Annotated in this window: 20 protein-coding genes and 2 pseudogenes; 12 read left to right on the top strand and 10 right to left on the bottom strand. The window is 74.3% G+C overall.

The genetic code is table 11. The annotated features are described in order from the left end of the window. Positions 1–17: 17 nt before the first annotated feature. The 3 genes from OHB56_RS12705 to cydC all read left to right on the top strand — a co-directional run bounded on the left by OHB56_RS12705 (position 18) and on the right by cydC (position 4,815). Positions 18–1,028: a cytochrome d ubiquinol oxidase subunit II gene (locus OHB56_RS12705; RefSeq protein WP_406353302.1), complete on the top strand. Its 1,011-nt coding sequence runs from the start codon at positions 18–20 to the stop codon at positions 1,026–1,028. Between the two features lie 323 nt (positions 1,029–1,351). Next, positions 1,352–3,028 (top strand): thiol reductant ABC exporter subunit CydD, encoded by a 1,677-nt coding sequence (gene cydD, locus OHB56_RS12700; protein ID WP_406353300.1) that lies wholly within the window; start codon positions 1,352–1,354, stop codon positions 3,026–3,028. Further along, the gene (gene cydC, locus OHB56_RS12695) at positions 3,025–4,815 is read left to right on the top strand and encodes a thiol reductant ABC exporter subunit CydC (protein ID WP_406353298.1); all 1,791 of its coding nucleotides are present in this window, start codon (positions 3,025–3,027) and stop codon (positions 4,813–4,815) included. Before cydD ends, cydC begins: the two co-directional genes overlap by 4 nt. A gap of 342 nt (positions 4,816–5,157) precedes the next feature. Here the strand turns inward: cydC and OHB56_RS12690 are convergent, their stop codons facing one another. Further along, complete coding sequence (locus OHB56_RS12690) at positions 5,158–7,080, bottom strand: AarF/UbiB family protein (protein WP_326752364.1); 1,923 nt, start codon at positions 7,078–7,080, stop codon at positions 5,158–5,160. Positions 7,081–7,285: 205 nt separating this feature from the next. Here OHB56_RS12690 and OHB56_RS12685 point away from each other — a divergent pair, with 205 nt between their 5' ends. From OHB56_RS12685 to OHB56_RS12675, 3 genes and pseudogenes are all read left to right on the top strand, one after another. Beyond that, positions 7,286–9,520, top strand: a complete 2,235-nt coding sequence (locus OHB56_RS12685; protein ID WP_406353296.1) for an MMPL family transporter — start codon at positions 7,286–7,288, stop codon at positions 9,518–9,520. A 463-nt stretch (positions 9,521–9,983) separates the two neighbouring features. After that, positions 9,984–11,522, top strand: coding sequence for a peptide MFS transporter (locus tag OHB56_RS12680; RefSeq protein WP_406353294.1), 1,539 nt, complete (start codon positions 9,984–9,986; stop codon positions 11,520–11,522). 41 nt (positions 11,523–11,563) lie between these two features. Next, positions 11,564–11,799, top strand: a pseudogene (locus tag OHB56_RS12675) (LuxR C-terminal-related transcriptional regulator); the annotation flags it as partial. On the opposite strand, the gene OHB56_RS12670 reads toward OHB56_RS12675, so the two are convergent. Then, positions 11,766–12,227 (bottom strand): MazG-like family protein, encoded by a 462-nt coding sequence (locus OHB56_RS12670; RefSeq protein WP_406359035.1) that lies wholly within the window; start codon positions 12,225–12,227, stop codon positions 11,766–11,768. The pseudogene OHB56_RS12675 and the gene OHB56_RS12670 overlap by 34 nt on opposite strands. A gap of 131 nt (positions 12,228–12,358) precedes the next feature. Then, positions 12,359–12,901, bottom strand: a complete 543-nt coding sequence (locus OHB56_RS12665; protein WP_055630204.1) for a DoxX family protein — start codon at positions 12,899–12,901, stop codon at positions 12,359–12,361. A gap of 127 nt (positions 12,902–13,028) precedes the next feature. On the opposite strand from OHB56_RS12665, the gene OHB56_RS12660 reads away from it, so the two are divergent. Next, positions 13,029–13,352 (top strand): nuclear transport factor 2 family protein, encoded by a 324-nt coding sequence (locus OHB56_RS12660; protein WP_326752360.1) that lies wholly within the window; start codon positions 13,029–13,031, stop codon positions 13,350–13,352. A 305-nt stretch (positions 13,353–13,657) separates the two neighbouring features. Here the strand turns inward: OHB56_RS12660 and OHB56_RS12655 are convergent, their stop codons facing one another. Next, a complete protein-coding gene (locus OHB56_RS12655; RefSeq protein ID WP_326752359.1) occupies positions 13,658–14,683 on the bottom strand; it encodes a Gfo/Idh/MocA family oxidoreductase in 1,026 nt (341 codons plus the stop codon). 211 nt (positions 14,684–14,894) lie between these two features. Here OHB56_RS12655 and OHB56_RS12650 point away from each other — a divergent pair, with 211 nt between their 5' ends. The 3 genes from OHB56_RS12650 to OHB56_RS12640 all read left to right on the top strand — a co-directional run bounded on the left by OHB56_RS12650 (position 14,895) and on the right by OHB56_RS12640 (position 18,638). Next, positions 14,895–16,382: a multidrug effflux MFS transporter gene (locus OHB56_RS12650; protein ID WP_406359033.1), complete on the top strand. Its 1,488-nt coding sequence runs from the start codon at positions 14,895–14,897 to the stop codon at positions 16,380–16,382. An 11-nt stretch (positions 16,383–16,393) separates the two neighbouring features. Then, positions 16,394–17,512 carry a serine hydrolase domain-containing protein gene (locus tag OHB56_RS12645; protein ID WP_326756972.1) on the top strand — a complete coding sequence of 373 codons (1,119 nt, stop codon included), beginning with the start codon at positions 16,394–16,396 and terminating at the stop codon, positions 17,510–17,512. Between the two features lie 97 nt (positions 17,513–17,609). Next, positions 17,610–18,638: a small ribosomal subunit Rsm22 family protein gene (locus OHB56_RS12640; RefSeq protein ID WP_326752358.1), complete on the top strand. Its 1,029-nt coding sequence runs from the start codon at positions 17,610–17,612 to the stop codon at positions 18,636–18,638. On the opposite strand, the gene OHB56_RS12635 is transcribed toward OHB56_RS12640, so the two are convergent. After that, positions 18,635–18,862, bottom strand: a complete 228-nt coding sequence (locus tag OHB56_RS12635; RefSeq protein WP_406359031.1) for a DUF6243 family protein — start codon at positions 18,860–18,862, stop codon at positions 18,635–18,637. The genes OHB56_RS12640 and OHB56_RS12635 overlap by 4 nt on opposite strands. A 175-nt stretch (positions 18,863–19,037) precedes the next feature. Between OHB56_RS12635 and OHB56_RS12630 the strand changes: the two genes are divergently transcribed. Together OHB56_RS12630 and OHB56_RS12625 are read left to right on the top strand one after the other, a co-directional pair. Further along, a complete protein-coding gene (locus OHB56_RS12630; RefSeq protein ID WP_406353292.1) occupies positions 19,038–19,700 on the top strand; it encodes a TetR/AcrR family transcriptional regulator in 663 nt (220 codons plus the stop codon). A 182-nt stretch (positions 19,701–19,882) separates the two neighbouring features. Further along, on the top strand, positions 19,883–20,620 hold the full coding sequence (locus OHB56_RS12625; protein ID WP_326752355.1) for a bifunctional DNA primase/polymerase: 738 nt from the start codon (positions 19,883–19,885) through the stop codon (positions 20,618–20,620). 100 nt (positions 20,621–20,720) lie between these two features. On the opposite strand, the gene OHB56_RS12620 is transcribed toward OHB56_RS12625, so the two are convergent. The 5 genes and pseudogenes from OHB56_RS12620 to OHB56_RS12600 form a co-directional block, all read right to left on the bottom strand. Continuing rightward, a complete protein-coding gene (locus OHB56_RS12620; protein ID WP_406353289.1) occupies positions 20,721–21,743 on the bottom strand; it encodes a hypothetical protein in 1,023 nt (340 codons plus the stop codon). Further along, a pseudogene (locus OHB56_RS12615) lies at positions 21,709–21,840 on the bottom strand (iron transporter); the annotation flags it as partial. The pseudogene OHB56_RS12615 and the gene OHB56_RS12620, both read right to left, overlap by 35 nt. A 168-nt stretch (positions 21,841–22,008) precedes the next feature. Further along, on the bottom strand, positions 22,009–22,830 hold the full coding sequence (locus OHB56_RS12610; protein WP_326752353.1) for a heme ABC transporter ATP-binding protein: 822 nt from the start codon (positions 22,828–22,830) through the stop codon (positions 22,009–22,011). Then, a complete protein-coding gene (locus OHB56_RS12605) occupies positions 22,827–23,870 on the bottom strand; it encodes a FecCD family ABC transporter permease (protein ID WP_406353287.1) in 1,044 nt (347 codons plus the stop codon). Before OHB56_RS12605 ends, OHB56_RS12610 begins: the two co-directional genes overlap by 4 nt. Positions 23,871–23,962: 92 nt before the next feature. Then, entirely contained in the window at positions 23,963–25,024 is a 1,062-nt protein-coding gene (locus tag OHB56_RS12600; RefSeq protein WP_406353285.1) for a hemin ABC transporter substrate-binding protein, read from the bottom strand. Positions 25,025–25,061 lie beyond the last annotated feature (37 nt).

The raw sequence follows: 25,061 nt of genomic DNA, 5'->3' as shown, positions 1-25,061 counted from the left end.
CACACCGGGAGTTCAACGTGTGGCACAACATCTGGTACGCGCTGCTGGGGCTTTTCCTGGCGGGCTACCTCGCCCTGGACGGCATCACCCTCGGCACCGGGATCATCGGCAGGCGGCTCGCCCGCGACGACGCCGAACGGCGCACGGTCGCCGCGGCCACCGGACCGTTCTTCCTCGGCAACGAGGTCTGGCTGGTCGCCGCGGCCGGCATCACCCTCGGCGGCTTCCCCGGCCTGGAGTCCGGCGTGATCAGCGGGGTGTACCCGGTGATCGTGTGCGCCGTCGCCGCGCTGCTGGTGCGGGAGGCCGCGACGCAGTTCCGCCGCCGGGGCTCCGGCGAGCGCTCCCTGCGCCGCTGGGACGGCCTGGTCCGGTTCGCCTGCCTGACGCTCGCCCTGATGTGGGGGCTCCTCGGCGGCGTGCTGATCGGCGCGATCCCGGTGAAGGACGGCCACCTCCCCATCGACGCCGCGGTGCTGCTGCAGCCGGTGACGATCCTGTCCGCGCTGACCGCCGTCGCCGTCTTCGCCCTGCACGCGGCCGTGTTTCTCGCGGTGCGCACCGAGGGGAGCGTCGCCGGACGGGCCGCCGACCTCGCCCGCCGGCTGGCGCCGGCCGCGGCCGGACTCGCCGTCCTGACGGCGCTGGTGGCCGTCGCCGACGGCACCGTACGCGACGGCCTGCTCAACCCCCTGCCCACCGCCCTGCTGTTCCTGGCCGCCCTGGCCGCCCTGCTCCTGGCGCCCAGGATCATCGCGTCCGCCGGCTGGAAGGCCCTGCTCGTCAGCGGCTTCGCCGCGCTGTCGCCGGTGCTGCTGCTGGGCGCCGCGCACTTCCCGCAGGCCCTGGTGAGCAGCGCCGGCGCCGGGGAGGACGTCTCGGTCGCCGAGGCCGCCGCCGACCCGTCGACCCTCGCCGTCGTCGGACCCGTGGTGCTGCTGGTCCTGCCGGTGCTGCTGGCCTTCCAGGCGATGCAGTGGTGGGCCCACCGCGCCAAGGCGGACGACCGATCCCCGGCGTACTTCTGATGTCCCGCCGGCAGGGCGCGGCCGACGGGACGCCCGGCACCCGGCCGCCCGCACCGAAGGACCGGTCACCTGACGACCGGCCCACGGGTCCGGGCGGCCGGGGCACCTCCGGAGACCGGGGTGCCTCGGGCCCGGACGACCGGGGTGCCTCCGGCTCGGGTGGCCACGGCTCTTCGGGTGATCGGGGTGCCTCGGGGCCGGGTGGCCAGGGTTCGTCGGGTGATCGGGGTGTCTCGGGACCGGGTGGCCAGGGCTCGTCGGATGACCGCGAGTTCTCGGCGGACCGCCGGCCCCCGGCCGGCGGAGGGGCCCGGTCCGACCGGGTGGTGCGGCGGCGGCTGCTCGCGCTGACCCCGCGGACCCGGACGACGGCGGTCCTGGTGACGGTCGCCGTTCTGCTCGGCGCGGCGGGCACCGTGGGGCAGGCCCTCGCCCTGGCCCGGCTGCTCGGCGAGGTGTTCACCGGGCGCGGTCCCACCGCCACCGCCGTCACCTGGGTCGCGGCCGCGGTCGTCGCGCGGGGCCTCGCCGGGTGGGTGCGGGCCGCCGCCGCGCAGCGGGCCGCGTCCGGGATCAAGCTGGAACTGCGCACCGGTCTGCTCGGAGCCGCCGCCCGCCGCAGCGCCTACGACGCCCAGGACCGCCGCACCGGGGAGATCAGCACCCTGCTCACCCGCGGCCTGGACGCCCTCGACCCGTACCTCGTCGGCTATCTGCCGCAGATGCTGGTGGCCGCGCTCGTACCTCCCGCCGTGCTCGTGGCGATGCTGCTGCACGATCCGCTCGCCGCGACGATCCTGCTGGTCACGCTGCCCCTCATCCCGGTCTTCGGCGCCCTGGTCGGCCTGCACACCCGGGACGCCACCGCCCGCCAGTGGGCGGCGCTCGCCCACCTCGGCGGCCACTTCCTGGACGCCCTGCGCGGGCTGCCGACCCTGCGCACCTTCGGCCGCGCCGACGCCCAGGAGGGCATCGTCGCCGAGGTCGCGGACACCCACCGCAGGGCCACCCTGCGCACCCTGCGCATCACCTTCCTGTCCACCCTGGTGCTGGACACCGTGGCCACCCTGTCCCTCGCCCTCATCGCCGTCCCGGTGGGCCTGCGCCTGCTCCACGGCTCCCTCGACCTGACGACCGCGCTGACGGTGCTGCTGCTCGCCCCGGAGGCCTATCTGCCGCTGCGTGCGCTGGGCAGCCAGTTCCACGCCGGTACGGAGGGCACGACGACGGCACGGGAGGCGTTCGGGCTGCTGGACGCGGCGGCGGGCACGGGCACCGTGCCCGCCGCGCCCGAAAGCGTCTCGGGCCCCGCCCCCGGCCGCCCCCCGCGCATCCGCTTCGAGAACGTCACCGTCCGCCTGCCCGGCCGCCCCGAACCCGTGCTCCACGACGTGTCGTTCACCGTCGAACCGGGGGAGCGGGTCGCCCTGACCGGACCCAGCGGCGCGGGGAAGTCCACGCTGCTCGCCCTGCTGCTCGGGCTGGTCCGGCCGGACGGGGGGCGGATCCTGGTCGGCGGACGCGACCTCGGCTCCCTCGACCCGGAGGCATGGCGGCGGACCGTCGCCTGGGTGCCCCAGCGGCCGTACCTCTTCGACGGCAGCGTCGCCGACAACATCCGGCTCGGAGCCCCGGACGCCGCCGACGAGGACGTCGTGCGCGCCGCCCGCGCCGCGGCCGCCCACGACTTCGTCACCGCGCTGCCCGACGGCTACGCGACCCGGCTCGGCGCCCGCGGCACCGGGATCTCCGCCGGGCAGCGGCAACGCGTCGCGCTCGCACGGGCGTTCCTGCGTGAGGCGCCCCTCGTCCTGCTCGACGAACCCACGGCCGGTCTCGACGCCGGCAGCGAGCGGGCGGTCCTGGCCGGCAGCGAACGGCTGATGGCCGGCCGTACCGTCCTGGTCGTCGCCCACCGGGTCAGGCTCCTCGACGGCGCCGACCGCAGGCTGGACGTGCGCGACGGGGCGGTACGCGCGGGCGAGGCGACGGTCCGGTGAGAGCGCTGTTCTCGGTACTGCGTACGGCGGGGGCGCACCGCGGGCTGCTCCCCGCCGCCCTTCTCGCGCTCGCCGCCGACCTGGCCGGCGTGGCCCTGCTGACGCTGGCCGCCTGGCTCATCGCCCGCGCCGCCGAGCAGCCCCCGATGGGCGTGCTGTCCGTGGCCATCGTCGCGGTGCGGGCGCTGGCCGTGACCCGCGGGCTCTTCCGGTACGGGGAGCGGCTGGCCGGGCACGACGCGGCCCTGCGGGCGGTGGCGGGACTGCGCGGCCGGGTCTTCGGCGCGCTGGCCCGCCGGCCGGCCGGCGAGGACGCCCGCACCGTACGGGACGCGGACGCCGCCTCCCGGCTGGTGGCCGATGTCGACCTGGTCCAGGACGCGCTGCTGCGGGTGGCGCTGCCCGTGCTGTCCGCGGCGGCCGTGTCGGGCGCGGCGGTGGTCTGCGCGGCCCTGGTCTCCCCGCAGGCCGCGCTGGTCCTGGCCGTCGGCCTGGCGGCCGGGGGACTGTTGCTGCCCGCGCTCACCGCCGCCGCCTCGGCCCGCGCGGCCCGACGGGTGGCCGCGCTCCGCGCCCACCTGGCCCAGCAGGCCGTCGACTTGATGGACGGCGCCGCGGACCTGCGGATCTTCGGCGCGGCGGACCGGGCGACCGCGCGGGCCGTCGCCACCGCCCGCCGGCTGCGCGCCCACGACCGGGGCGCGGCCCTGCGGTCCGCGCTGGCCGCGGCGGCCCTGACGGTCGTCCAGGGCGGCACGGCCGTCGCGGTCGCCCTGGTCTGCGCGCACTCCGCCTCCGGCGTCTGGACGGTGACCCTTCCCCTGCTGGCACTCGCCGCCTTCGAGCCGCTGACCCCGCTCCCGGCCGCCGCCCAGCACCTCACCGCCCTCCCGGAGAGCGCCCGCCGCGTCCACGCCCTGCTGCACCCGCCCGCACGTCCGGCAGCCGAGGCCGTCGCAACGGACGGTGCGGACGGCACGGACGGCACGGACAGCGCGGATGGTGCGGACGGTGCGAACGCCTCCGCCGCTGCCGGCGGTGACGGAGCCTGCCCCCATCTGTCCGTACGGAACCTGTACGTACGCCACCGCCCCGACGGGCCGTTCGCGGTGCGAGGGGTGAACCTGGAACTCCCGCCCGGACGGCGAGTGGCCGTCGTCGGCCCGAGCGGCGCCGGGAAGTCGACGCTGCTCGCGGCGATCGCCCGCTTCGCCCTGCCGCACCGGGGCCACCTCCTCCTCGACGGCGAGGACCTGACCCGCTTCCCCGAAGCGGCCCTGCGCCGGACGGTCAGCGGAGCCCTCCAGGACGCGCACGTCTTCCACACCTCCGTACGCCACAACCTGCTGCCCGCCCGCCCCGGCGCCGCCGACGCCGAACTGCACGAGGCGCTGCGCCGGGTCGGCCTGCTCTCCTGGGTGCTCTCCCTGCCCCGGCAGCTGGACACCGTCGTCGGCTCGGACGGGGGCAGGCTGTCGGGCGGTCAGCGCCGCCGGCTGGTCCTGGCCAGGGCACTCCTGGCCGCGCCGCCCGTGCTGCTGCTCGACGAACCGACCGAGGGCCTGGACCCCGCGTCCGCCGACGCCGTCCTGGCCGATGTCCTCACCGCCACCCGCGGCACGTCCCTGATCCTGGTCACCCACCGCACCGAAGGCCTGGAGGCCGTCGACGAGATCCTCGTCATGGACGCCGGCCGCGTCGTCCGCCGCGGCGCTCCCCGCGCCGTCCTCACCCCGGCCCCGGACACCCGCGACGCGCTCACCGCCCCCGGACCCCGCCCGGGCTGACGCGGCAGGCGGACTTCCCGCACATGCCCCGGCCGACCGGGTGCCGTGCCCCGGGCCGTCGCCGGGACGGTGCCGGACGCGGAGGCGCCCCGGTCCCCGGTCGCGGGGGCATGAGGCCGCCTCCGCCGTCCCGGCGGCGGACTTCCTCCGCCGTTCCGTTGCTCCGGGGCCCGGCACGCGGTACGTGCCGGGCCGTGACCCCCGGCACCGTACGAAGGCACGCCGCACGTCGGTGCTCGTGGTGGCACAGGGGTGCTGCTCATCGGGGGACCGGCGGGGTCCACCGGAGCAGCCCCGCCGGCGCCCCCGGCCGGTCCTCGCGCCCGGCCTCCGCCGGGCCCGTCAGGACAGCGGCCGCGTCAGGGCGTACACCGTGCGGAGCACCACCGCGGCGGACAGGACCAGCAGATGGGAGCCGATCACCGCGTACAGGCTCAGGTCGGCCGTGACCTCCGGGCCGCCCTCCGTGCCCAGCAGCTGCACCCCGAGCACCCCGAAGAAGATCCCCAGGCCGGCCAGCAGCACCCGGCTCAGCAGTTCGCCGATCACCCGGCGGTCCCGCGCGTCCGCGAGCAGGCGTACGTTCACACCGAGCCGGCCCTCCTCCAGCGCGCCGGTGATCCGGTCGAGGCGGCGGGGGAGCCGGCGCAGCACCGGCAGCAGCGCCAGCAACTCGTCGCGCGCGGCGTCCCGTACGGTCTCGGGCTCCAGTTGCCGGGTGAACCGGGCCTGCGCGTACGACCGTGAGGCGGCCAGGAGGTCGAAGCCCGCCGACACCCGCCCCAGGGTGCCCTCCAGGGTGGCCAGTGCCCGGAACACCGCCGCGATCTCCGGCGGAACGGCCAGCCGGAAGTCGGCGACCAGCCGGAACAGGTCGGTGAACATCCGCACGTCGGGCGTCGACCCCCGCCCCAGGTGCCGCCCGCTGAACTGGCCGAGCGCCCGCTGGAGCCGCTGCTCGTCCACGTCCTCCGGCCGCTCGGTCACCTCCAGCAGGGCATCGCGCAGCGCGGCCGGGTCGCCGCGGTCCACGGCGAGGAACAGCCCGACCATCGCCGAGCGCAGCCCGCCGTCCAGTCGCCCCACCGAGCCGAAGTCGAGCAGTGCCGGGCTCCCGTCGGGCATCAGCAGGATGTTGCCGGGGTGCGGATCGGCGTGGAAGACACCGTCGTACATGATCTGGTCCAGGAGCGCGGTGAGCAGCGTCCGCGCCAGCTTCGCGCCGTGCTCGGGGCTGTCCGGCCGCGCCTGTCCGAGCGGCACGCCGTCGATCCGGGTCATCACCAGAACCCGTTCGCCGCTCAGCTCGTCGCAGGTGACGGGAAGCGTGACGCCGCCGTCGTGGCGGGCCTCGGCGGCCCGGCGGACCACGGTGAGGTTGCGGGCCTCCACCCGGAAGTCCAGCTCCTCGCGCAGCGCCACCGCGAAGCCGTCGGCGAGCGCGGTGAGGCCCAGCGAACGGCCCCAGTCGGTGCGCTGCTCCAGGGTGCGGGCCAGCCGCCCCACGATGTCCAGGTCGCGGTCCACGGCCGCGTCGATACCGGGCCGCCGCACCTTCACGATGACGCGGGTGCCGTCGTGCAGCACCGCCGCGTGCACCTGGGCGACCGAGGCCGCGGCGAGCGGTTCGCGGTCGAACTCGGCGAACACCTCCTGCGGGGGCGCGCCGAGGCTCTCCAGCAGGACGGCCTCCACCTTCGGCCACGGGGCGGGCGGGACCCGGTCCTGGAGCCGGCTGAGCTCGACGACGTACGGCTCGGGCAGCAGATCGCGCCGGGTGGACATCAGCTGACCCAGCTTCACGAACGTGGTGCCGCCGGCCTGCAGCGCCTCGCGCAGTTCGGCGGCCAGGTGCTCGTGCCGGGTGCCGCCGCCGTTCCTGGCCCGGCCGGTGAGGTACGGGCCGAGGCCGTGCCGGCCGACGACGGCGAGGATCTCGGAGTAGCGGCGGGTGCGGGCCAGCCGCCCCCGTACCGCCCGGATCCGGGCGAGCAGCCGGACGCGGCGCTCCGGCGCCAGCAGATCGAGCAGGACGAGGCACACCATGGCGCTGAGCAGCCCGATGCCGAGCATCAGCGGCAGCAGGGCCGGACCGCGCTCCGGGTTCTGCAGCTGGGTGCCGACCAGCGTTCCGGACACCGTGGCACCGACCAGCGCGGCGGCCACCAGCCGCAGCCCGCCAGTCTCCATGCCGAGCAGCCTCCGGGCGATCAGCGCCGGAAGGACGACGACGGTGAAAGCCCCCAGAACCCCTATAAGCCACATACCACCCATGGTAGTGAACTCACTTCATAGGAAAGGGAGTTGCGCTCGAGGGCGCCTGGAGTCCGGCTCGAATCCGGCTCGAGTCCGCTCGGACGGGGCCGCTGACGTCCCGTCGTCGTCCCGCCGCCGTCACGGTCGACAGTGGCTCAAGTCGCCCTCGATGACGGTGTGGCACCACTGGTCGCACTGTCTCAGCAAGGAGAGCATGGTGACCACAACTCCGGTCCGGGGCGACACCCCCACCCCGCCGCCACCCCCACCCCGCCGTTCCCTCCTGGAACGCGCCGCCGGATTCGCCCAACGGCACCGGTGGACGGCCCTGCTGCTGTGGGTCGTCGTCCTGTTCGCCGTCTGGGGCGGCGCGACCGTCACCGGCGACGCCTACCGGGACGACTTCTCGCTGCCCGGCACCGAGACCCAGCAGGCGCTGGAGACCATGAAGAAACACGGCTCCGCGCAGGCCGGCGACACCCTCGACATCGTGCTGCACGACGAGCGGGGCGTGACCGGCACCGACACCCGCGAGCGGGTCACGGCCATGCTCGACGAGGTGGCCGGCCTGCCCAGGGTCGCCCAGGTGCGCAGCCCGTACGAGGACCGGCAGGCCGTCTCGCGGGACGGCACCGTCGGCTACGCCACCGTCGTCCTCGACGTCAGGTCCGAGGACATGACCACCGAGGACACCCGGCGCATCCTCGACACGGCCCGGTCGGCCCAGTCGTCCGCCTCCTCCGACGCGTCCGCGTCGGACGGGTCCGGCGGCCTCACGGTCGAACTCGGCGGCGAGGCCGCACGGGTCCTCGCCGAATCGGAGGGCGGCGGCGCCGAAGGCGTCGGCATGCTCGCCGCACTGGTCATCCTCGGTTTCATGTTCGGCACCGTCATCGCGGCCGGACTGCCCGTCGTCACCGCCGTGTTCGCGGTCGGCAGCACCCTCGGCGCGATCATCCTGCTCTCGCACGTCTTCACGATCGCCAGCTACACGCCGTACATCATGATGCTCGTCGGCCTCGGCGTCGGTATCGACTACGCGCTGCTGATCTTCGCCCGCTACCGGACCGAACTCGTCCGCGGCGCGAGCCCCGAGGAGGCGAACCGGCGGGCCCTGGACCTCGCGGGCCGCACGGTGGTCTTCGCCGGGTGCACCGTGATCGTGGCGCTGCTCGGACTGGTCGCCCTCGGACTCGGCTCGCTGCAGGGCATGGCCGTCGCGGTCGCGCTCACCGTCCTGGTGACCATGCTCGCCTCGCTCACCCTGCTGCCCGCGCTGCTCGCCCTGTTCGGCAAGCGCTTCGCCCGGCAGTTCCGGGCGAGGGCCGAGAAGCGTGCCGCGAAGGGCGGGGCGGCGGAGAGCGGGGCCGGCTGGCGCCGCTGGTCGGACCTGGTGCAGCGCCGCCCGCTGGCCGCCCTGGTGCTGGCCGTGGCCGCGCTCGGCGCGCTGGCCGCCCCCGCGCTCGACCTGCGGCTCGGCCTCGGCGACGCGGGCAACGAGCCGCCGGCGAGCACCAGCCGCAAGGCCTACGACCTGCTCGCCGACGGCTTCGGCCCCGGCTTCAACGGCCCCCTCGTCGTGGTCGCCGAGACGAAGACCGCCGGCGAGGACCCGGGGGAGGCCGGTGCGGAGCTCACCCGGACCCTCGACGACACCCCCGGCATCGCCGCCGCCACGGACCCGATCCCGGCCGAGGACGGCAAGGCGTTCACCGTCATCGCCTTCCCGGAGACCTCCCCGCAGGACGAACGCACCGGCGAGCTGGTGCACACCCTGCGCGACGACGTCCTGGCGGACCTGCGCGAGGAGACCGGCACCCGCTACCTGGTGGGCGGTGCCACCACCGCGGTCATCGACTACTCCGACACGGTCGCGGACCGCATGCCGCTGTTCGTCGCCATCGTGGTGGGTCTGTCGCTGCTGATCCTGGTCGCGTTGTTCCGTTCCCTGCTGGTGCCGCTGAAGGCCGCCCTGCTCAACCTGCTGAGCATCGGGGCCGCGCTGGGCGCCATGACGCTGGTCTTCCAGAAGGGCCTGTTCGGCGTGGAGCCGGGGCCGATCGAGGCGTACCTGCCGGTCATGATCTTCGCGATCGTGTTCGGGCTCTCCATGGACTACGAGATCTTCCTGATCTCCCGCATCCGTGAGGAGTGGCTGCGCGGCGGCGACGCGGGCGCCGCCATCCGCGAGGGCCTCGCGCACACCGGTTCGGTCGTCACCGCGGCCGGCGCCATCATGATCGCCGTCTTCGGCGCGTTCATGCTCGGCGGTGACCGGATGCTCCAGCAGTTCGGGTTCGGGATGGTGGTCGCGGTCTTCGTCGACGCGGTCGTCATCCGCTGTCTGATCGTGCCCGCCGCGCTCCAGCTGATGGGGCGGCACGCCTGGTGGATCCCGGCGGGACTGGACCGCCGGATGCCGAGACTGGACATCGAGAAGCACGACTGACCCACCGCGGGCGGGCCGAGGACGGGCCGCCCCACCTGCGACCCGCCTGCCCGTCCGTGTGTCCTCCGGGCCCTCTCCGGATCGCCCGCCGGATGATCGCCCGCCGGATCGCCCGCCGGATCGCCTGGCTGGGCACGGGCCGGGTCACGAGCCGGGCGCGAGTACGTCCCGAGGAGCAGGCGGTTCTCTGAAGGGGTGAGGAAACGGCTCCCGGCGCGATGGGCGGCGCCGGGAGCCGTGGGCCCTCCGGGCCGGGCGGTGACCGTCCCCCGTTCACCGCGCCCGCCCGCGACGCGGCCCGCCCTCCGAGCCGCGGCGCCCGGCACTCCCCCGGCCGGGCGCCGCGCATCCCGCACGCCCCCTCCCTCCCCCCTCCCTCCCGAGCGGAACTCGAGCCGTCGTCGAACCCGCCCGGTGACGCTCGGGTGCGCCGCGCCCGCCCGACGTCTCCCGGAGGACCCCCATGGCCGCCCCGCCCCAGCCACCCACCACCCCGACCCCGGCACCGACTTCGGCCCCGTCTCCCGTCCCCGCCGCCAAGAACTCGCGCGCCGCGGCCGGCCCGGGCCTCCTGGGCCGCCCCCGCTGGTTCACCACGCTGTTCGGCACGGACATCTGGGAACGCTTCAGCTTCTACGGCATGACCGCGATCCTCGTCCTGTACGCGACGGAGGACACCGACGGCGGCGGCCTCGGCATGTCCGCCGGCGACGCCTCGATGCTGTACGGCGCCTACATGGCCGCGGTGTTCCTGGCCTCCGTCCCCGGCGGCTGGATCGGCGACCGCGTCCTGGGCGCGCACCGCGCCGTCCTGTACGGCGGCATCCTGATCGGCCTCGGGCACCTGTCGATGGCCGTGCCCGTCGCCTGGTCCCTCTACCCCGGCCTGCTGCTGATCGCCTGCGGCACCGGCCTGCTCAAGCCCAACATGGCGAGTCTGCTGAGCGCCTTCTACGACCGCGAGGACCGGGCGGGCCGGGACGCGGGCTTCGCCGTCTTCTACATGAGCGTCCAGGTCAGCGCCCTGCTGGCGCCGGTCGTCGTGGGCGTGCTCGGCGAGGGCGTCAACTGGCACCTGGGCTTCGGCGCCGCCGCGCTCGGCATGGGCCTGGGCCTGTTCCAGTACGTCCGCGGCGCACGCCACTTCGGCACCACGGGCCAGGCGCCGGAACGGTCCGCCACTCCCGCGCAGCGCACGCGCGTGTTCCGCGTGGGCTGCGCCGCCACCGCACTCGTGGTCCTCGTCTACGGCATCGACGCCGCGGCGGGCACGTTCCGGATGGTTCACCTGATGGCGCTGATCGGCCTGCTCTGCGTGGTGCTGCCGGTGGTCTGCTTCTGGCGGCTGCTGCGCAACCCGCTGCTGACCGCCGCCGAACGGGTCCGGGTGCGCACGTACATCTGGCTGTTCCTCGCCTCGGCCGTCTTCTGGGCGCTGTTCCTCCAGAGCGGTTCGGCGTTCGCGCTGTTCGCGAAGCACGCCACCGACCGCGAGGTGTTCGGCCGTACGGTGCCCGCCAGTTGGTTCCAGGCGGCGATCCCGCTGTTCGTCCTCGTCCTGGCGCCGCTGTTCGCCTGGCTGTGGACCCGCGCGGGTGACCGCGTCCCGACGGCGGCCAAGTACGCGGTCGGCATGGGCGCGGTGGCGGCGGCCTACCTGGTGATGGCCGTGGCCGCGACCCTCGTGGCGGACGGCGGCCGGGTGTCGCCGCTGTGGCTGCTGCTGTCCTTCCTGCTGCTGGCCGGGGGCGAGGTGGCCTTCGCCCCGATCGGGATGAGCGCCACCACGGCGATCGCCCCCGCCACCTTCGTCAGCCAGATGGTCGCCCTGTTCTGGCTGTCCGGCGCCCTCGGCGGCGGCATCGGCGGCAACGCCCTGAAGGCATCCGGCGACCAGGTACCGGGCTCCGCCTACTTCCTGGTCCTGGGCGCCGTGGCCCTCGTCACCGGCACCGTCCTGTACCTCTGCCACCGCCCCCTGACCCACCGTCTGGGCGTCTGATCCCGCGCGGCCCGCGGCCCGCGGCTCCGGTCGGGATCAGACGTCCGGACGACCGCCTGCGGCGGCTCACCCCCGGGAACGCGAGGTCCTGGCCCTCATGGCCGAAGGGCTCGGCAACGCCGCCATCGCCGAACGCCTCGTCGTCTCCGACGGCGCCGTGCACAAGCACATCCGCAGCATCTTCGCCAAGCTCGACCTGGCCCCCACCGACCGCACCGACCGCAGGGTCGCCGCCGTCCTCCACTACCTGGAGGGCGGCGCCGCCCGGCGTTCCTGACCAGCGGCGCCGGCGTCCCCGCCGAGCGAGCGCGCGGCGACCTTCGCCACGTGCCGCGTGAAGACCTCACCGGCGTCGGGAGTGAGGGAGCGCAGGGCGACGAGCGCCGTGAGAGCGACATCGCACAACTCCGCACCCACGTCGTCCCAGGAATGCGTGATGCCCCCCTTGCGCGGGTTCTGGCCGGTCGCGCCGATCACCGCCTGGGCGACCTCGCCGACCTCCTCGGACAGCTTCAGGATGCGCAGCAGCAGGGCTTCCCGGCCGTCGACCGCGCCGTGGGCGTCCAGCCAGGCGTGCAGTCCGTCGACGGAATCCCAGAGACCGCCGGACGACGAGGAAGACGAGGGAGACGAGGGAGACGAGGAAGGGGCAGAAGGGGAGAGGGAGGGGAGGGCCCCGGGCGGACTCGGCATCGGCATCGGCATCGGCATCGGGCTCGGGCTCGGGCTCGGCATCGGGCTCGGATCGCTCATGTCGCAGACCCTGGCACAGGGCGCCGACCACGCCCGGCCCCGGCCCTCCTGGCCGCGTCCGACCGCCGCGGGCGTGTCGGCCGTCAGTCGAACAGAGCCTCCTGCTCGCCCTCCCGCGCCTTGCGCAGGCGCCGACTGCGCGCCCCCACCGTCACCGCCGTGGCCGCCGCGGTCGCCGCGAAGGCCGCCGGGACCATCCAGCCCCGGTTGACCGTGTGGCCGAGGACGTGGTCCAGGGAGAACCGGCCGGGGCCCGTGACGGCGAGGCCGGCCGCCGTCAGGCCGAGGATCGCGGCGTGCTCGTAGCCGCCCTCCTGGTTGAAGAAGCCGTTGGGCGCGTGCACGGCCGCCGCGCCCGCCATCGCACCGGCCGCCGCCGCGCCCGCCGCCGGGGTGGCGAGGCCGAGCGCGAGGAGCGCGCCGCCGCCCGCCTCCGCGAGGCCCGCCGCCGTGGCGCTGGCCTTGCCCGGTGCGTAGCCGATGGTTTCCATGAACTGGCCGGTGCCCTCGATCCCGCCCCCGCCGAACCAGCCGAACAGCTTCTGTGCGCCGTGTGCCGCCAGTGCCCCGCCCGCTCCCAGCCGGAGCAGCAGCAGGCCCAGATCATGTCGGTCGTAACAGGTCACGTCGTCTCCCGGAGCAGTCGCTTGGCGTGACCACCGTCGCACTCCGGCCCCCGGCCCGGCCTGCGGCCGTCCGCCGTTCGGGTGGTGCGGCTGGCGCCGTGCGGTGACCGGGAGGACGCTGGCGGACATGACGATTCAGACCGCCCGCCTCAGCGACCCCACCGTCCGCGCCTTCGTCAGTGCCGTCAACAACCACGACCGCGAGGGCTTCATGGCCCTTCTCGCGCCCGACGCGACCATGGCGGACGACGGTGCCGAGCGGGACCTCGCGGACTGGACCGACCGGGAGATCTTCTCCTCCCACGGTCACATGGACGTCGACCGGGAGTCCGACGGCGGCCGTGCCCTCGTCGTCCGCTACAGCAACGACGTCTGGGGCGAGATGCGCACCCGCTGGAGCTTCACCGTCGACGACGGCAGGATCAGCCACTTCGAGACCGGACAGGCGTGACACGCCGACCCGGCCCGACAGCACGGTTCGACACGGCAGTCGTCCCATCCACCGGCGCGTGCCCCGCGGTCCCGCGCGGGTCCGCCCCTGCCGGCACGGTGGAACGACTGCCGTCTCCTCCCCCCGGATGTGGCCTGCGGAGTCCGCGGAAGCATTCCGCTTCACATGTGAAGCTTTGGTGCAGGAGGGTTGAGCACATGTCCGCCACCGGCCGCAATGCTGCGGACTGTTGCATTCCGATGATGGAGTTCGTGGAGCCGACGGTCACCTGAGGCGGCGCTTCGGCTCCTTGGCGCCTGCATCGCTCAGCGGGTTTCCCCCGGGTAGCGGACCCCGACGCGCTCCCGGATCGCGTCGAGCGTCCGCATCACCGCGAGCGTGCCGTCCAGCGGGACGAGCGGGGACTCGGTCTCACCCGCCCGCAGGGCGCGCATCGCCTCGGCCGCCTCGTGCTTGAGGGTGTTGCGGGACCCGTCCGCCGGGTCGGCGACGAACTCCTCGGCCTCCTTGCCGTCCCGGTGCAGCACGAACCGGTCGGGGAAGAAGAAGCCGTACGGGATGTCGATCCGGCCCGCGGAACCGGTGACCGACGCGGACGTCGACGTACCGCCGACGATGGAGCAGTGCACCGACGCGATGGCCCCGTCCTCCCAGGAGAGCAGCGCACCCGTCTGGAGGTCGACCCCCTCCTCCGAGAGCGTGGCCTTCGCCACGACGTCCGACGGCTCCCCGAGCAGCAACTGGGTGAACGACACCGGATACACGCCGAGATCCAGCAGCGCGCCGCCGCCCAGCGCCGGGTCCCGCAGCCGGTGCGACGCCGGGAAGTCTCCCGCCAGTCCGAAGTCGGCCTGCACCGTCCGTACTTCACCGATCGCGCCGTCGTCGATCAGCGCCTTCAGCCGCCGCACCATGGGGTGGCAGTACATCCACATCGCCTCCATCAGGAAGCGCCCCCCGTCGCGCGCCAGACCGACCAGTTCCGCCGCCTCGCGCGTGTTGAGGGTGAACGGCTTCTCGCACAGCACGTTCCGCCCGGCCTCCAGGCACAGCCCGGCCGCGGCCCGGTGCGCCGAGTGCGGAGTGGCGACGTAGACGATGTCGATCTCCTCGTCCCGCGCGAGCGACTCCCAGTCGCCGTACGCCCGCGGTATCCCGAACCGCTCGGCGAACGCCTTCGCCGGCTCGGGCGACCGCGAGGCCACCGCCACGATCTCCGCGCCCGGCCCCGCGGCGGAGCCGCTGTTTGCCGCAGCCACCAGATCCGCCGTGAACGTCGCGGCCATCCCGCCCGTCGCCAGAATCCCCCAGCGCACGTTCTGCCCTGTCATCCGCCCCACCCCGCTCGTTCGTGGTTCGTTGTTTCGTTGTCCGTGATCTCGTGCGAGCGCCCGCGCCTTTCCGTGGAAGCGCTCCCATGACGTCTTGGCGAACATCCTCACCCGAGAACGCCGTCCCTGACGAGCACCCCGTAAGGGCTGAGAGCATAAGGAGCGCATGACTCTAAAAGGGAGGGGCCACATGTCCGAGGGCGAGGCGTCCATGTCCGGACCGGCATCCGGGCCGGCATCCGGACGGGTAGCGGCAACGGCATCCGGGCCGGCGTCGAGCACGGCGCCGGCGACGGCCGCTTCGGCACCCGTCGCGGGCAAGGGGAGCCGGAGCGGGGAGCCCGGGGCCCCCGGACGGGCGACCCTCCTGGTCACGCTCATCCTGGGCGGCCTCACCGCCACCGCCCCGCTGGCGATGGACATGTACCTCCCCGCGCTCCCCGAGGTCACCCGGGCGCTGGGGTCCACCGCGTCCACCGTCCAGCTCACCCTCACCACCTGCCTGGCGGGCATGGCGCTCGGGCAGCTGGTGGTGGGCCCGATGAGCGACCGGTGGGGGCGCCGCCGTCCGCTGCTCATCGGTCTCGCCGTCTACATCGTGGCCACCGCGCTGTGCGCGATCGCGCCCACCGTGGAACTCCTCATCGCCTTCCGGCTGGCCCAGGGACTCGCCGGCGCGGCCGGCATCGTCATCGCGCGGGCGGTCGCCCGTGACCTGTACGACGGCGTGGCCATGGCCCGCTTCTTCTCCACCCTCATGCTGATCTCCGGCGTCGCCCCGATCGTGGCCCCGCTGATCGGCGGGCAACTGCTGCGGGTGACCGACTGGCGGGGAGTCTTCGCCGTCCTCACCGTCCTCGGCATCCTGATGGCGGCCGTGGTGTGGCGGAAGCTGCCGGAGACGCTGGAGCCCGCGGACCGTCACCGCGGTGGGGCCGGCGAGGCGCTGGGCTCGATGCGGCGGCTGCTCGCCGACCGGGCCTTCAGCGGCTACGTCCTCACCGGCGGCTTCGCCTTCGCCTGCCTCTTCGCCTACGTCGCCGCCTCCCCGTTCGTCATCCAGGAGATCTACGGCGCCTCCCCGCAGACGTTCAGCCTGCTGTTCGGGATCAACTCGGTGGGGCTGATGGTCATGGGCCAGATCAACGGCAAGGTGCTGGTCGGGCGGGTCCGGCTGGACCGGGTGCTCGGCCTCGGCCTCGTCGTCGTCGTGACCGCCGCGACCGCGATCCTGCTGATGGCGCTGGGCGTGTTCGGGGACGTCGGGCTGGGGCCGATGGCCGTCGCGCTGTTCGTGCTGATGTCCGCCATGGGCATCACCATGCCCAACACCCAGGCGCTCGCCCTGATGCGCACCAAGCACTCCGCGGGCTCCGCGTCCGCCCTGCTCGGCACGGCGTCCTTCCTCATCGGCGCCATCGCCTCCCCGCTGGTCGGCATCGCGGGGGAGGACACCGCCGTCCCGATGGGCATCGTCCAACTGACCGCCGCTCTGGTGGCCCTGGCCTGTTTCGTGGGAATGTGCCGTCCCTGGGGCGGACGCACGGACACGGACGACGGAATCACCTTCCGCCGGCGCGCAGCCGGTGCGGCGGGCGGACCCGACGCAGCGGCCGGACCTGACGCAGTGGCCGGACCCGGCGGGACCGGCCGGACCGGTGGAACCGGAGGAACCGAGAGAGCGGGGGCGGACAGCTGAGCGCGCCGAGACTGCGCCACGGCACACCGGAACGGGCCGGGCTCGACCCCCGCGAACTCGCCGCTCTCGTCCGGGAGGTCCGCGCCCGTACCACCGGGGAGCACCCCTGGGCCGCGGGCGCTGTGGTCGTCGCCGGCCGCGGGCCGGTGCTCGCCGTGCAGGAGGCGGCGGGCTGGGCCGTACGGTACGCGGCGTACGACGAACGGACCGGCACCGCGGTGGAACTGCCGCCCGGCGACCGCGTGCCGATGACCGTGGACACCCCCTTCGACCTGGCGTCCCTGACCAAACTGTTCACCTCGGTGGCCGCCGTGCAGCAGATCGAGCGCGGCACCCTGGGCATCGACGCCCTCGTGGGCGCGTATCTGCCGGACTTCCCCGCGGCCGTACGGCACGGCATCACCGTCCGGCACCTGCTCACCCACACCTCCGGGCTGCGCCCCGAACTCCCGCTGTACGACTGCGCCGACGACGCCGAGCGCCTGGCCCGGCTCCGCGCGGAGCAGCCGGTCGGGGTGCCCGGCACGTACTGCTACTCCGACCTGAACATGCTGCTGCTCCAGCACCTCCTGGAGCGTCTCACCGGCCGTACCTTCGACACGCTCGTCCGCGACGGCATCACCCGGCCGCTCGACATGACCGCGACCGGCTTCGGCCCATGTCCGGGCGCGGCGGCCACCGAGGACCAGCGGCGACCCCGGGCCAAGGCGGACCGCGGCATGCTGCGCGGCGAGGTGCACGACGAGAACGCCTGGGCGCTCGGCGGCGTCGCGGGCCACGCCGGCCTCTTCTCCACCGGCCCCGACCTGGCGGTCTTCTGCCGCACGCTCCTCGCGGGCGGCTCGTACGGTCCCGCCCGCATCCTCGGCCCCGACTTCGTGGACCTGCTCCTCACCCCGCCGGGCCTGGGCTTCGCCCTGGACCAGCCGTGGTTCATGGGGGAGCTGGCGGGCCGGGGCGCGGCCGGTCACACCGGCTTCACCGGCACCTCCCTGGTCCTGGACCGCGCCACCGACACCTATCTCGTCCTGCTCGCCAACACCGTCCACCCCCGCCGCCCCCGCACCCCGGACAACACCCCGCGCGCGCAGGCGGCGACGCGGGTGGCGCGGGCGGTACGGGGAAGGTGAGAGCCGCGGACGGGGAAGCGGCGAGGGGCGGGGCCGGCGCCCCGGCCGGGACCGCTCGCCGGTGAAGCGCCGCCGCCCCGCGCCATAGAATCGCAAGGTGAACGTCCCCGCTCCGGCCTCTTCCGTCTCTCCCGCCGACACCCTGCGCAGCGCGCTCGCCGGGCTGCTCGACGGACTCCCGCCGCGGCAGGCCGCGCAGGCCGTCGAGCGGCTGATCGCCACCTACCGGGGCGTCACCCCGACCGCGGCGCCCATCCTGCGCGACCGCGCGGACGTCGCCGCGTACGCCGCGTACCGGATGCCCGCCACGTTCGAGGCCGTACGGTCCGCGCTGGCGGCGTTCGCCGACGCGGTGCCCGGGTGGACACCCGGCGACCACCTCGACATCGGCGGCGGAACCGGCGCCGCCGCCTGGGCGGTGAGCGCCACATGGGAGGGGAAGCGGCCGGTGACCGTCCTCGACTGGGCCGAACCCGCCCTCGCCCTCGGCCGAGAGCTCGCCGCCGCCCACCCCGCCCTCGCGGACACCCGCTGGCAGGGCTCCCGGATCGGCACCGCCCTCACCCTCGACAGCGCCGACCTCGTCACCGTCTCGTACGTCCTCAACGAACTGACCGACAGGGACCGCGCCGCCCTCGTCGACGCCGCCGCCGGGGCCGCGCGGGCCGTCGTGATCGTCGAACCCGGCACCCCCGACGGCTACGCCCGCGTCATCGAGGCCCGCGACCGGCTCGTCTCCGCCGGCTTCCGGGTCGCCGCCCCCTGCCCGCACAGCGCCGCCTGCCCCATCGTCCCCGGCACGGACTGGTGCCACTTCTCGGCCCGGGTCAGCCGATCCTCGCTGCACCGCCAGGTCAAGGGAGGGTCCCTCGCCTACGAGGACGAGAAGTTCAGCTACGTCGCCGCCACCCGCCTCCCGGTGAGCCCCGCACCCGCCCGCGTCGTCCGCAAGCCGCAGATCCGCAAGGGCCAGGTCCTCCTCGACCTGTGCGAGACGGACCCGGCCCTGCGCCGCACCACCGTCACCAAGCGCCACGGCGACCTGTACCGGGCGGCCCGGGACACCGACTGGGGCGACGCCTGGCCGCCGCAGTCGGCCGATGACGAGGGGCACGAGGGGCACTAGGCCCGCTTCCCGGACCCTTTCTCCCGGCCTCCCTCACTTCCCCTTCCTTCACTTCCCCTTCCTTCACTTCCCCTTCCTTCCTGCGCCCGTCGCTCCTGGAGTGTGCGGAGCAGTTCGCGCTTCTGGGCCCGGGCGTCGAACCCGCCGCCGATGCGGCCGTCGCGTCCGCCGCCGCGCAGGGCCTTGCGGCCGAGGTGCTGTCGGGCGCCGCCGACGCCCAGCATGTTTCCGGATCCGCCTCGGGACATGGTGATCTCCGTTCTTCCGGCCATTGACGGCCATTGACGGCCACTGACGGCCACTGACGGCCACCGAATCATTGACGAGACGCACCGTCTCGTTCATGCTCATCACTCTCAGGCGAGACGCAGCGTCTTGTCAACCTGATAAATTCGGCCCATGGCCCCGAACAACCCCGCACCCCCCGACTCCACCCGCCGCAGCGAGCGCTCCCGCCGTGCCATCTACGACGCGGCCATCGCCCTGGTCGTGGAGGTCGGCTACCCGAAGACCACGATCGAGGGCATCGCCGCCCGCGCCGGCGTCGGCAAGCAGACGATCTACCGGTGGTGGGGGTCGAAGGCGGACGTCCTGCTGGAGGCCTTCCTCGACCTGAGCGAGCAGGCCGCCCGCACCGCCGCGCAGGAACACGAAAGCCATGAGGGGCAGGAGGGCCGAGCAGGCCACGAGAGCCAGGGGATCCCCGACACCGGGGACCTCGCCGCCGACCTCAAGCTCGTCCTGCGCGCCACGGTCGACGAGCTGCGCGACCCCGGGTTCGAGGCGCCGTCCCGCGCGCTGGCCGCCGAGGGCGTCGTCAACGAGGAGCTGGGCCGGAGGTTCGTCGCCCAGCTGCTGGAACCGCAGCTCCAGCTCTATGTCGACCGGCTGCGTTCCGCGCAGGAAGCCGGTCAGGTGCGCCCCGACATCGACCCGCGCATCGCCCTGGAACTGTTCGTCTCGCCACTCGCCCAGCGCTGGCTCCAGTACACGGGGCCGATCACCTACGAGTACACCGACACCCTCGTCGACTACGCCCTCAACGGCCTCGCCCCGCGCTGACCAGGCCCGATGTCGAGGGGCGACCGCGCCCTGCGGACATACCTTTCGCCCCGCGGGGCGCCCCTCGTCACGTCAGGGCCCGCTTGTCCCGGCTGCGCCGATTATGTGCCCCGGCCCCCCGAGGCGCAGGATGGTGGGACGATAGGGCATGCTGGGGGCACGACGGCGAGGCGAGGAGCTAGATGAGCGCGGAGTTCGGCGGTAGGACCGGCAGGCAGGGCAAAATCTCCCGGTGGCTGCGCGGACGCCGCCCGGAGCCGGCCGTCGACGAAGGCGACCGTGAGGCTCTGCTGCTCGCCGCCGCCGATGCGGGACTCCCCCTCGCGCCCGCCGCCCACCCGGCCGGATACGGCTGTTCCTGCGACCGCGTCGGCTGTCCCACTCCCGCCCGGCACCCCGTGTCGTTCGCCTGGCAGACGCAGTCCACCACCGACCGCGCCCAGATCGAGCGCTGGGCCCGCCACCAGCCGCAGGCCAACTTCATCACCGCGACCGGCATGGTGCACGACGTACTCGACGTGCCCCTCGAAGCCGGTCGCGAGGCGTTGGAGCGCCTGTCGGAGGACGGGGTCGAGGTCGGTCCCGTCGCGGAGAGCGACGACGGCCGCATGCTGGTCTTCACCCTCACCCGGGGCACCCCCGAGGACGAGGACGAGTGGTGGCCGTGCGAGCTGGACTGCCACCCCGAGACGATGGACGAGCATCCCGGCCTGCGCTGGCACTGCCGCGGTTCGTACGTCCTGGTACCGCCCGCGCGACTGCCCGGTGACGACAACCGGTCGGTGCACTGGGTCCGCGGCCCGGAGCATCCGCTGCCCGACCCGCTGAGCCTGCTGGAATACCTCACCGACGCCTGCGCCCGCCACGCCGGCGAAAACCCCGAGCAGGCGGCCGCCGCGGCCTGGCCCCTGCGCCGCTAGGGCCTGTCGTCCCGGTCCGCCCCGGCTCACTTCACTGCGGTCCGGTTCGGTCCGGTCAGGTCGTCGCGTCCCGGCCGTACGGCAGTGACCGCGTTACGCGTTACTCGCCCTTCGCCGACGTCAGTCCCTGGATCCGCCCCAGGATCTCCACCTTGCCGGCGTCGCCCGGGTCCAGAGCCACCTGGTTGGACACGAACTCCATCGTCAGGGTCTGCCGGATCTCGCCGGTGGTCAGCGCCAGCACGTCCTTGTTCGGCGTCGGCACGGACGCCCCGGCAGCGGCGGTCTGCTTCTCGAAGTGGCGCGTGGTGAAGAAGACCAGCGCTCCGCCGTCCTCGGTGCGCAGCGCCAGCGGCGCGTAGTCGCCGTTCGTCATCGGCTCGTCGATGTACTGCGTGGCCAGGCCCGGCCGGGTCGACTTCTTCGTCCGCAGCTCCCGCCACGCGCTGGTGTGCGGCCCCTCGGCGAAGGCGGCTCCGCCACCGTCCTCGCCCTTCTTCAGGTACGTCGCGTAGGCCGCGCTCAACTCCCCGGGCGGTACGGCAGGATCGGCCGCGTTCGCGGGTACCGCCTCGGCCCAGCCGTCCTTGTCCACCGCGAACTTCGGCAGGGCGTCCGGGGCGACCAGCGTCAGATACGCCGCCTCCCAGGTCTCGTCCTGACCACTGCGCGTGAACACCAGCAGCCAGCGGGAGTCGCCGCCCTTGTTGCCGGCTGCGTCCGCGAGGAACCAGCGGGGCCAGCCGGCCTTCTTGGGAATGGTGAACTTCGCGTCCGTCAGCTTCAGCGGCGCGTGCCGGGCATTGCCGTCCGGGCTGTTGGCCTTCCCCGCCGTCAGCCGCGCCGAGTCGATGTCGGCGAGCGCGCCGGTGGTGTACTCGGAGTCCAGGGAACTGTCGTACGCCTTGTCGGCCTTGTTGTAGGCGGCCGTGAACTCCTGGAGCGCCGTGGCCGCTTCGGCGCGGGTGGTGGTCGGAAGCACCTCCCGCTCACCGTGCACCACCACGCAGCCGCTCGCCGTCAACGACAGAGCGGTCACCGAGGCCGCGATCAGCGCGCTCCGGCCGAACCCGCCGAACCCGCGGACCTCGTGGAGCCTTCGAAGGCCGAGATACCTGCTCATCCGGTTCCTTCACCTTCCCCTTCCCGGAGGCGAACCCTACCGGGGCGAGGTGCCGCGGGAACGCCGGGACCGGATACAGCGGCCACACCGTGACCCGGCGCGGAACCCGCCCGGGCGAGGGGTCGGAGGGCGGGGAGGGACCGGAGGGAAAGGGCCGGAGGGACCGGAGGGATCGCGGGGGCGGGGCGGCCGGTCGGGGGCGGCCGGCCGGGCCCGGTACGGACATCGGCCGTCCCGGGCCGGAGCGAACCGTGGGACGCGAGGGTCAGCCGTCCCGGTTCGGGAGGACCAGGACCGCGCCCGTCCGGGGATGCGGAAGCACCTCGACGGGCTGGTCGTACACCTCCGACAGCAACCGCTCGGAGAAGACCTCGTCCGGCGGCCCGTCGGCCGCGACCCCGCCGGCGCGCAGGACCGCCACCCGGGTCGCGTAGGCCGCCGCGAGTCCCAGATCGTGCAGGACGACGACCACCGCGTCCCCGGCGAGCGCCCGTTCACGGCACAGCCGCAGCACCAGCTCCTGGTGCCGGAGGTCGAGGGCGGCGGTCGGTTCGTCGAGCATCAGCAGGGGAGCGCGCTGGGCGAGCACCCGGGCGAGGGCGACCCGGGCCCGCTCGCCGCCGCTGAGGGCGGAGAACGGGCGTGCGGCGAAGCCGGTCACCTCGGTCGCGGCCATCGCCTCGGCCACGGCCGCGTCGTCGTCCTCGGGACGGGCCGAGGACCAGGGCGCCCGGCCCATACGGACCACCTCCTCCACCGTGAACGGGAAGGACAGCGACGCCGACTGGGGCAGCACCGAGCGGCGCAGCGCGAGTTCGGGCGCGGACCAGGCCGACGCCGGACGCCCGTGAATCCGCACCGCCCCCGAAGTGGGCGGGAGATCGGCGGCGAGGACGCTCAACAGGGTCGACTTCCCGGCCCCGTTGGGTCCGACCAGGGCCAGCAGCTCGCCGGCCCGGACGGCGACGTCCACCCCGGAGAGCACCTCACGGGCGCCGAGCCGGACGGACAGCCCCGCCGTCTCGGCGAGGACGTCACCGGGCTCCGGTGCGGGCGGCGGGACGGGACGACGACGCAGGCGGATCACGCCCAGCCTCCTTGCTTGCGGCGGGTGCGGCGCAGCAGCCAGAAGAAGAACGGGCTGCCGATCAGCGCCGTGAGGACACCGAGGGGGAGTTCGGCGGGCTCGGCGATCGTACGGGCCGTCAGGTCGGCGGCGAGCAGCACCAGCGCGCCGAGCAGAGTGCTGCCCGGCAGCAGGAACCGGTGCCCGGGCCCGGCCGCCATCCGCAGCAGATGCGGGACGACGAGACCGACGAACCCGACGACCCCGGAGACGCTCACGGCCGCCGCCGTCAGCAACGCGATGACCAGCACGAGGACGATCCGCAGCCGCTCCACGTCCACGCCCAGATGCCGGGCGGGCCGCTCGCCGAGCGCCAGCAGGTCCAGCCGGCGGGCGTACAGCGGGGCCACGGCCAGGCCCAGTACCGCGCACGGCAGGACGGCGAGGACCTTCGGCCAGGTCGCCTGGGACAGCGAGCCCAGCTGCCAGAAGGTGATCTGGTTGACGGCCGCGGTGTCGGCGAAGAAGAGGAACAGTCCGATCAGCGCGCCCGCGAAGGCGTTCACGGCGATGCCGGTGAGGATCAGCGTCACCACCTCGGTACGGCCGCCCGAGCGGGACATCACGTACACGAGCAGCACGGTGACGAGGCCGGCGACGAACGCCAGGATCGACACCGTCCAGTTGCCGGCGAAGTGCAGCCCGAGCGCGATCGCGCCGACCGCGCCCACCGCCGCGCCGGAGGAGACGCCGATGACGCCCGGTTCGGCGAGCGGGTTGCCGAACACGCCCTGCATCAGGGCGCCCGCGCAGCCCAGGGAGGCGCCGACGAGCAGCGCGAGCACGATTCGCGGGAACCGCACGTTCCACAGCACCGACTCGGCGACCCGGTCCGACGGGGCGCCGCCGAGCCCGATGCGGTGCTGGATCGAGGCCAGGACGTCACCGACGGGCACGTGGTAGGCGCCGGTCGCGGCGGCCACGGGGATCAGGACCAGCAGGCCGGCGAGGAGTCCGGCGGTCAACAGCCATGCAGCGGTGCGCCGTTGCCGGGGCTTCACGGGGGAGGGGGTGGGGGAGGGCGTGACGGCGGGCAGGGGTGCGGAAGTCGGCTCCGGTCCCGGTCCCGGTCGTGCGGGCTTCTCCAGGAGCGTCACGCGGCACCGTCCGTGTCCGTGCCCGGTTCCGTGTCCGTGCCGTACAACTGCTCGACGACCGAGGTGAGCACCTGGTCGGTGCGGGGACCGTAGTTGAGGAGCACCCCGTCCTCGACGGAGACGATGCGCCGGTCCATCCCGGCCGGGGTCTGCGCCACACCGGGGATCTCGACCAGCCCGTCCACGCCGCCGACGGACTCGAGTCCCTTGGCCATGACGAGGATCGCGTCGGGCGCCGCCTTCACGAGCGCCTCACTGGTGATGGCGGTGAAGTCCTTCTCCAGCCCGGACTCGGCACCGGCGTCGACCGCGCCGGCGGCCTCGATCAGCGAGGTCGCGCCCGAGCCCCTGCCGCCGATGAGGTACACGGAGGCGGAGCCGCGCAGATAGAGGAAGGCGACCCGGGGCCGGGGGTCCTCGTCCGGGACCGAGTCGCCGACGGCGTCGATCCGCTGCTCGGAGCGGGTGGCCAGTTCCCCGCCCGCGTCCGGTACGCCGAGCGCGTCGGCGACGGCCCGGATGCGCGGGCCCACGTCGTCGAGGCCGGCCGCCGGACCGACGACCAGGATCCGTATGCCGGCGGCGCGGATCTGGTCCATCGCCTCGGCCGGTCCGGCCGTGGCCTCGGCGATCACCAGGTCGGGGCGCAGCGACAGCACGCTCTCCGCGGAGACGTCGTGTCCCCTGGTGACGACGGGGAGTTCGGAGGCCTCCTCGAAGGTGGCGGTGACGTCGCGGGCCACGACCCGGTCCCCGAGGCCGAGGGTGAACACGATCTCGCTGAGGCTGCCGGAGAGCGGGACGAGCCGGTCGGCCCGCTCGACGGTCACCTTCCGGCCGTCGGCGGAGCGGACGGTGACCGGGAGTTCGGGGCTCGGGGTGCCGGCGAGGGGCTCCAGGCGGTCGGAGACCGGGGCACTGCTCCGGGAGCTCCGCGAGGAGCCGTCCGCGCCGTCCGCCGTCGTGCCGGAGCCCGTGCCGGAGGGCCCTCCGCAGGCGGTCGTGGTGAGGGTGAGGGCGAGCACGGACAGCAGTGCTCCCGCCAGTCGGGTGCGCAAGGGTCGCACGGTTCCGTCCGTTCCTTTCGTCACTGCG

It is taken from the genome of Streptomyces sp. NBC_01635 (genome assembly GCF_045209715.1).
Lineage (GTDB): Bacteria > Actinomycetota > Actinomycetes > Streptomycetales > Streptomycetaceae > Streptomyces > Streptomyces hirsutus.
Note: the sequence above shows the minus strand (reverse complement) of the source record. Positions and strands in the feature narration are given on the sequence as shown.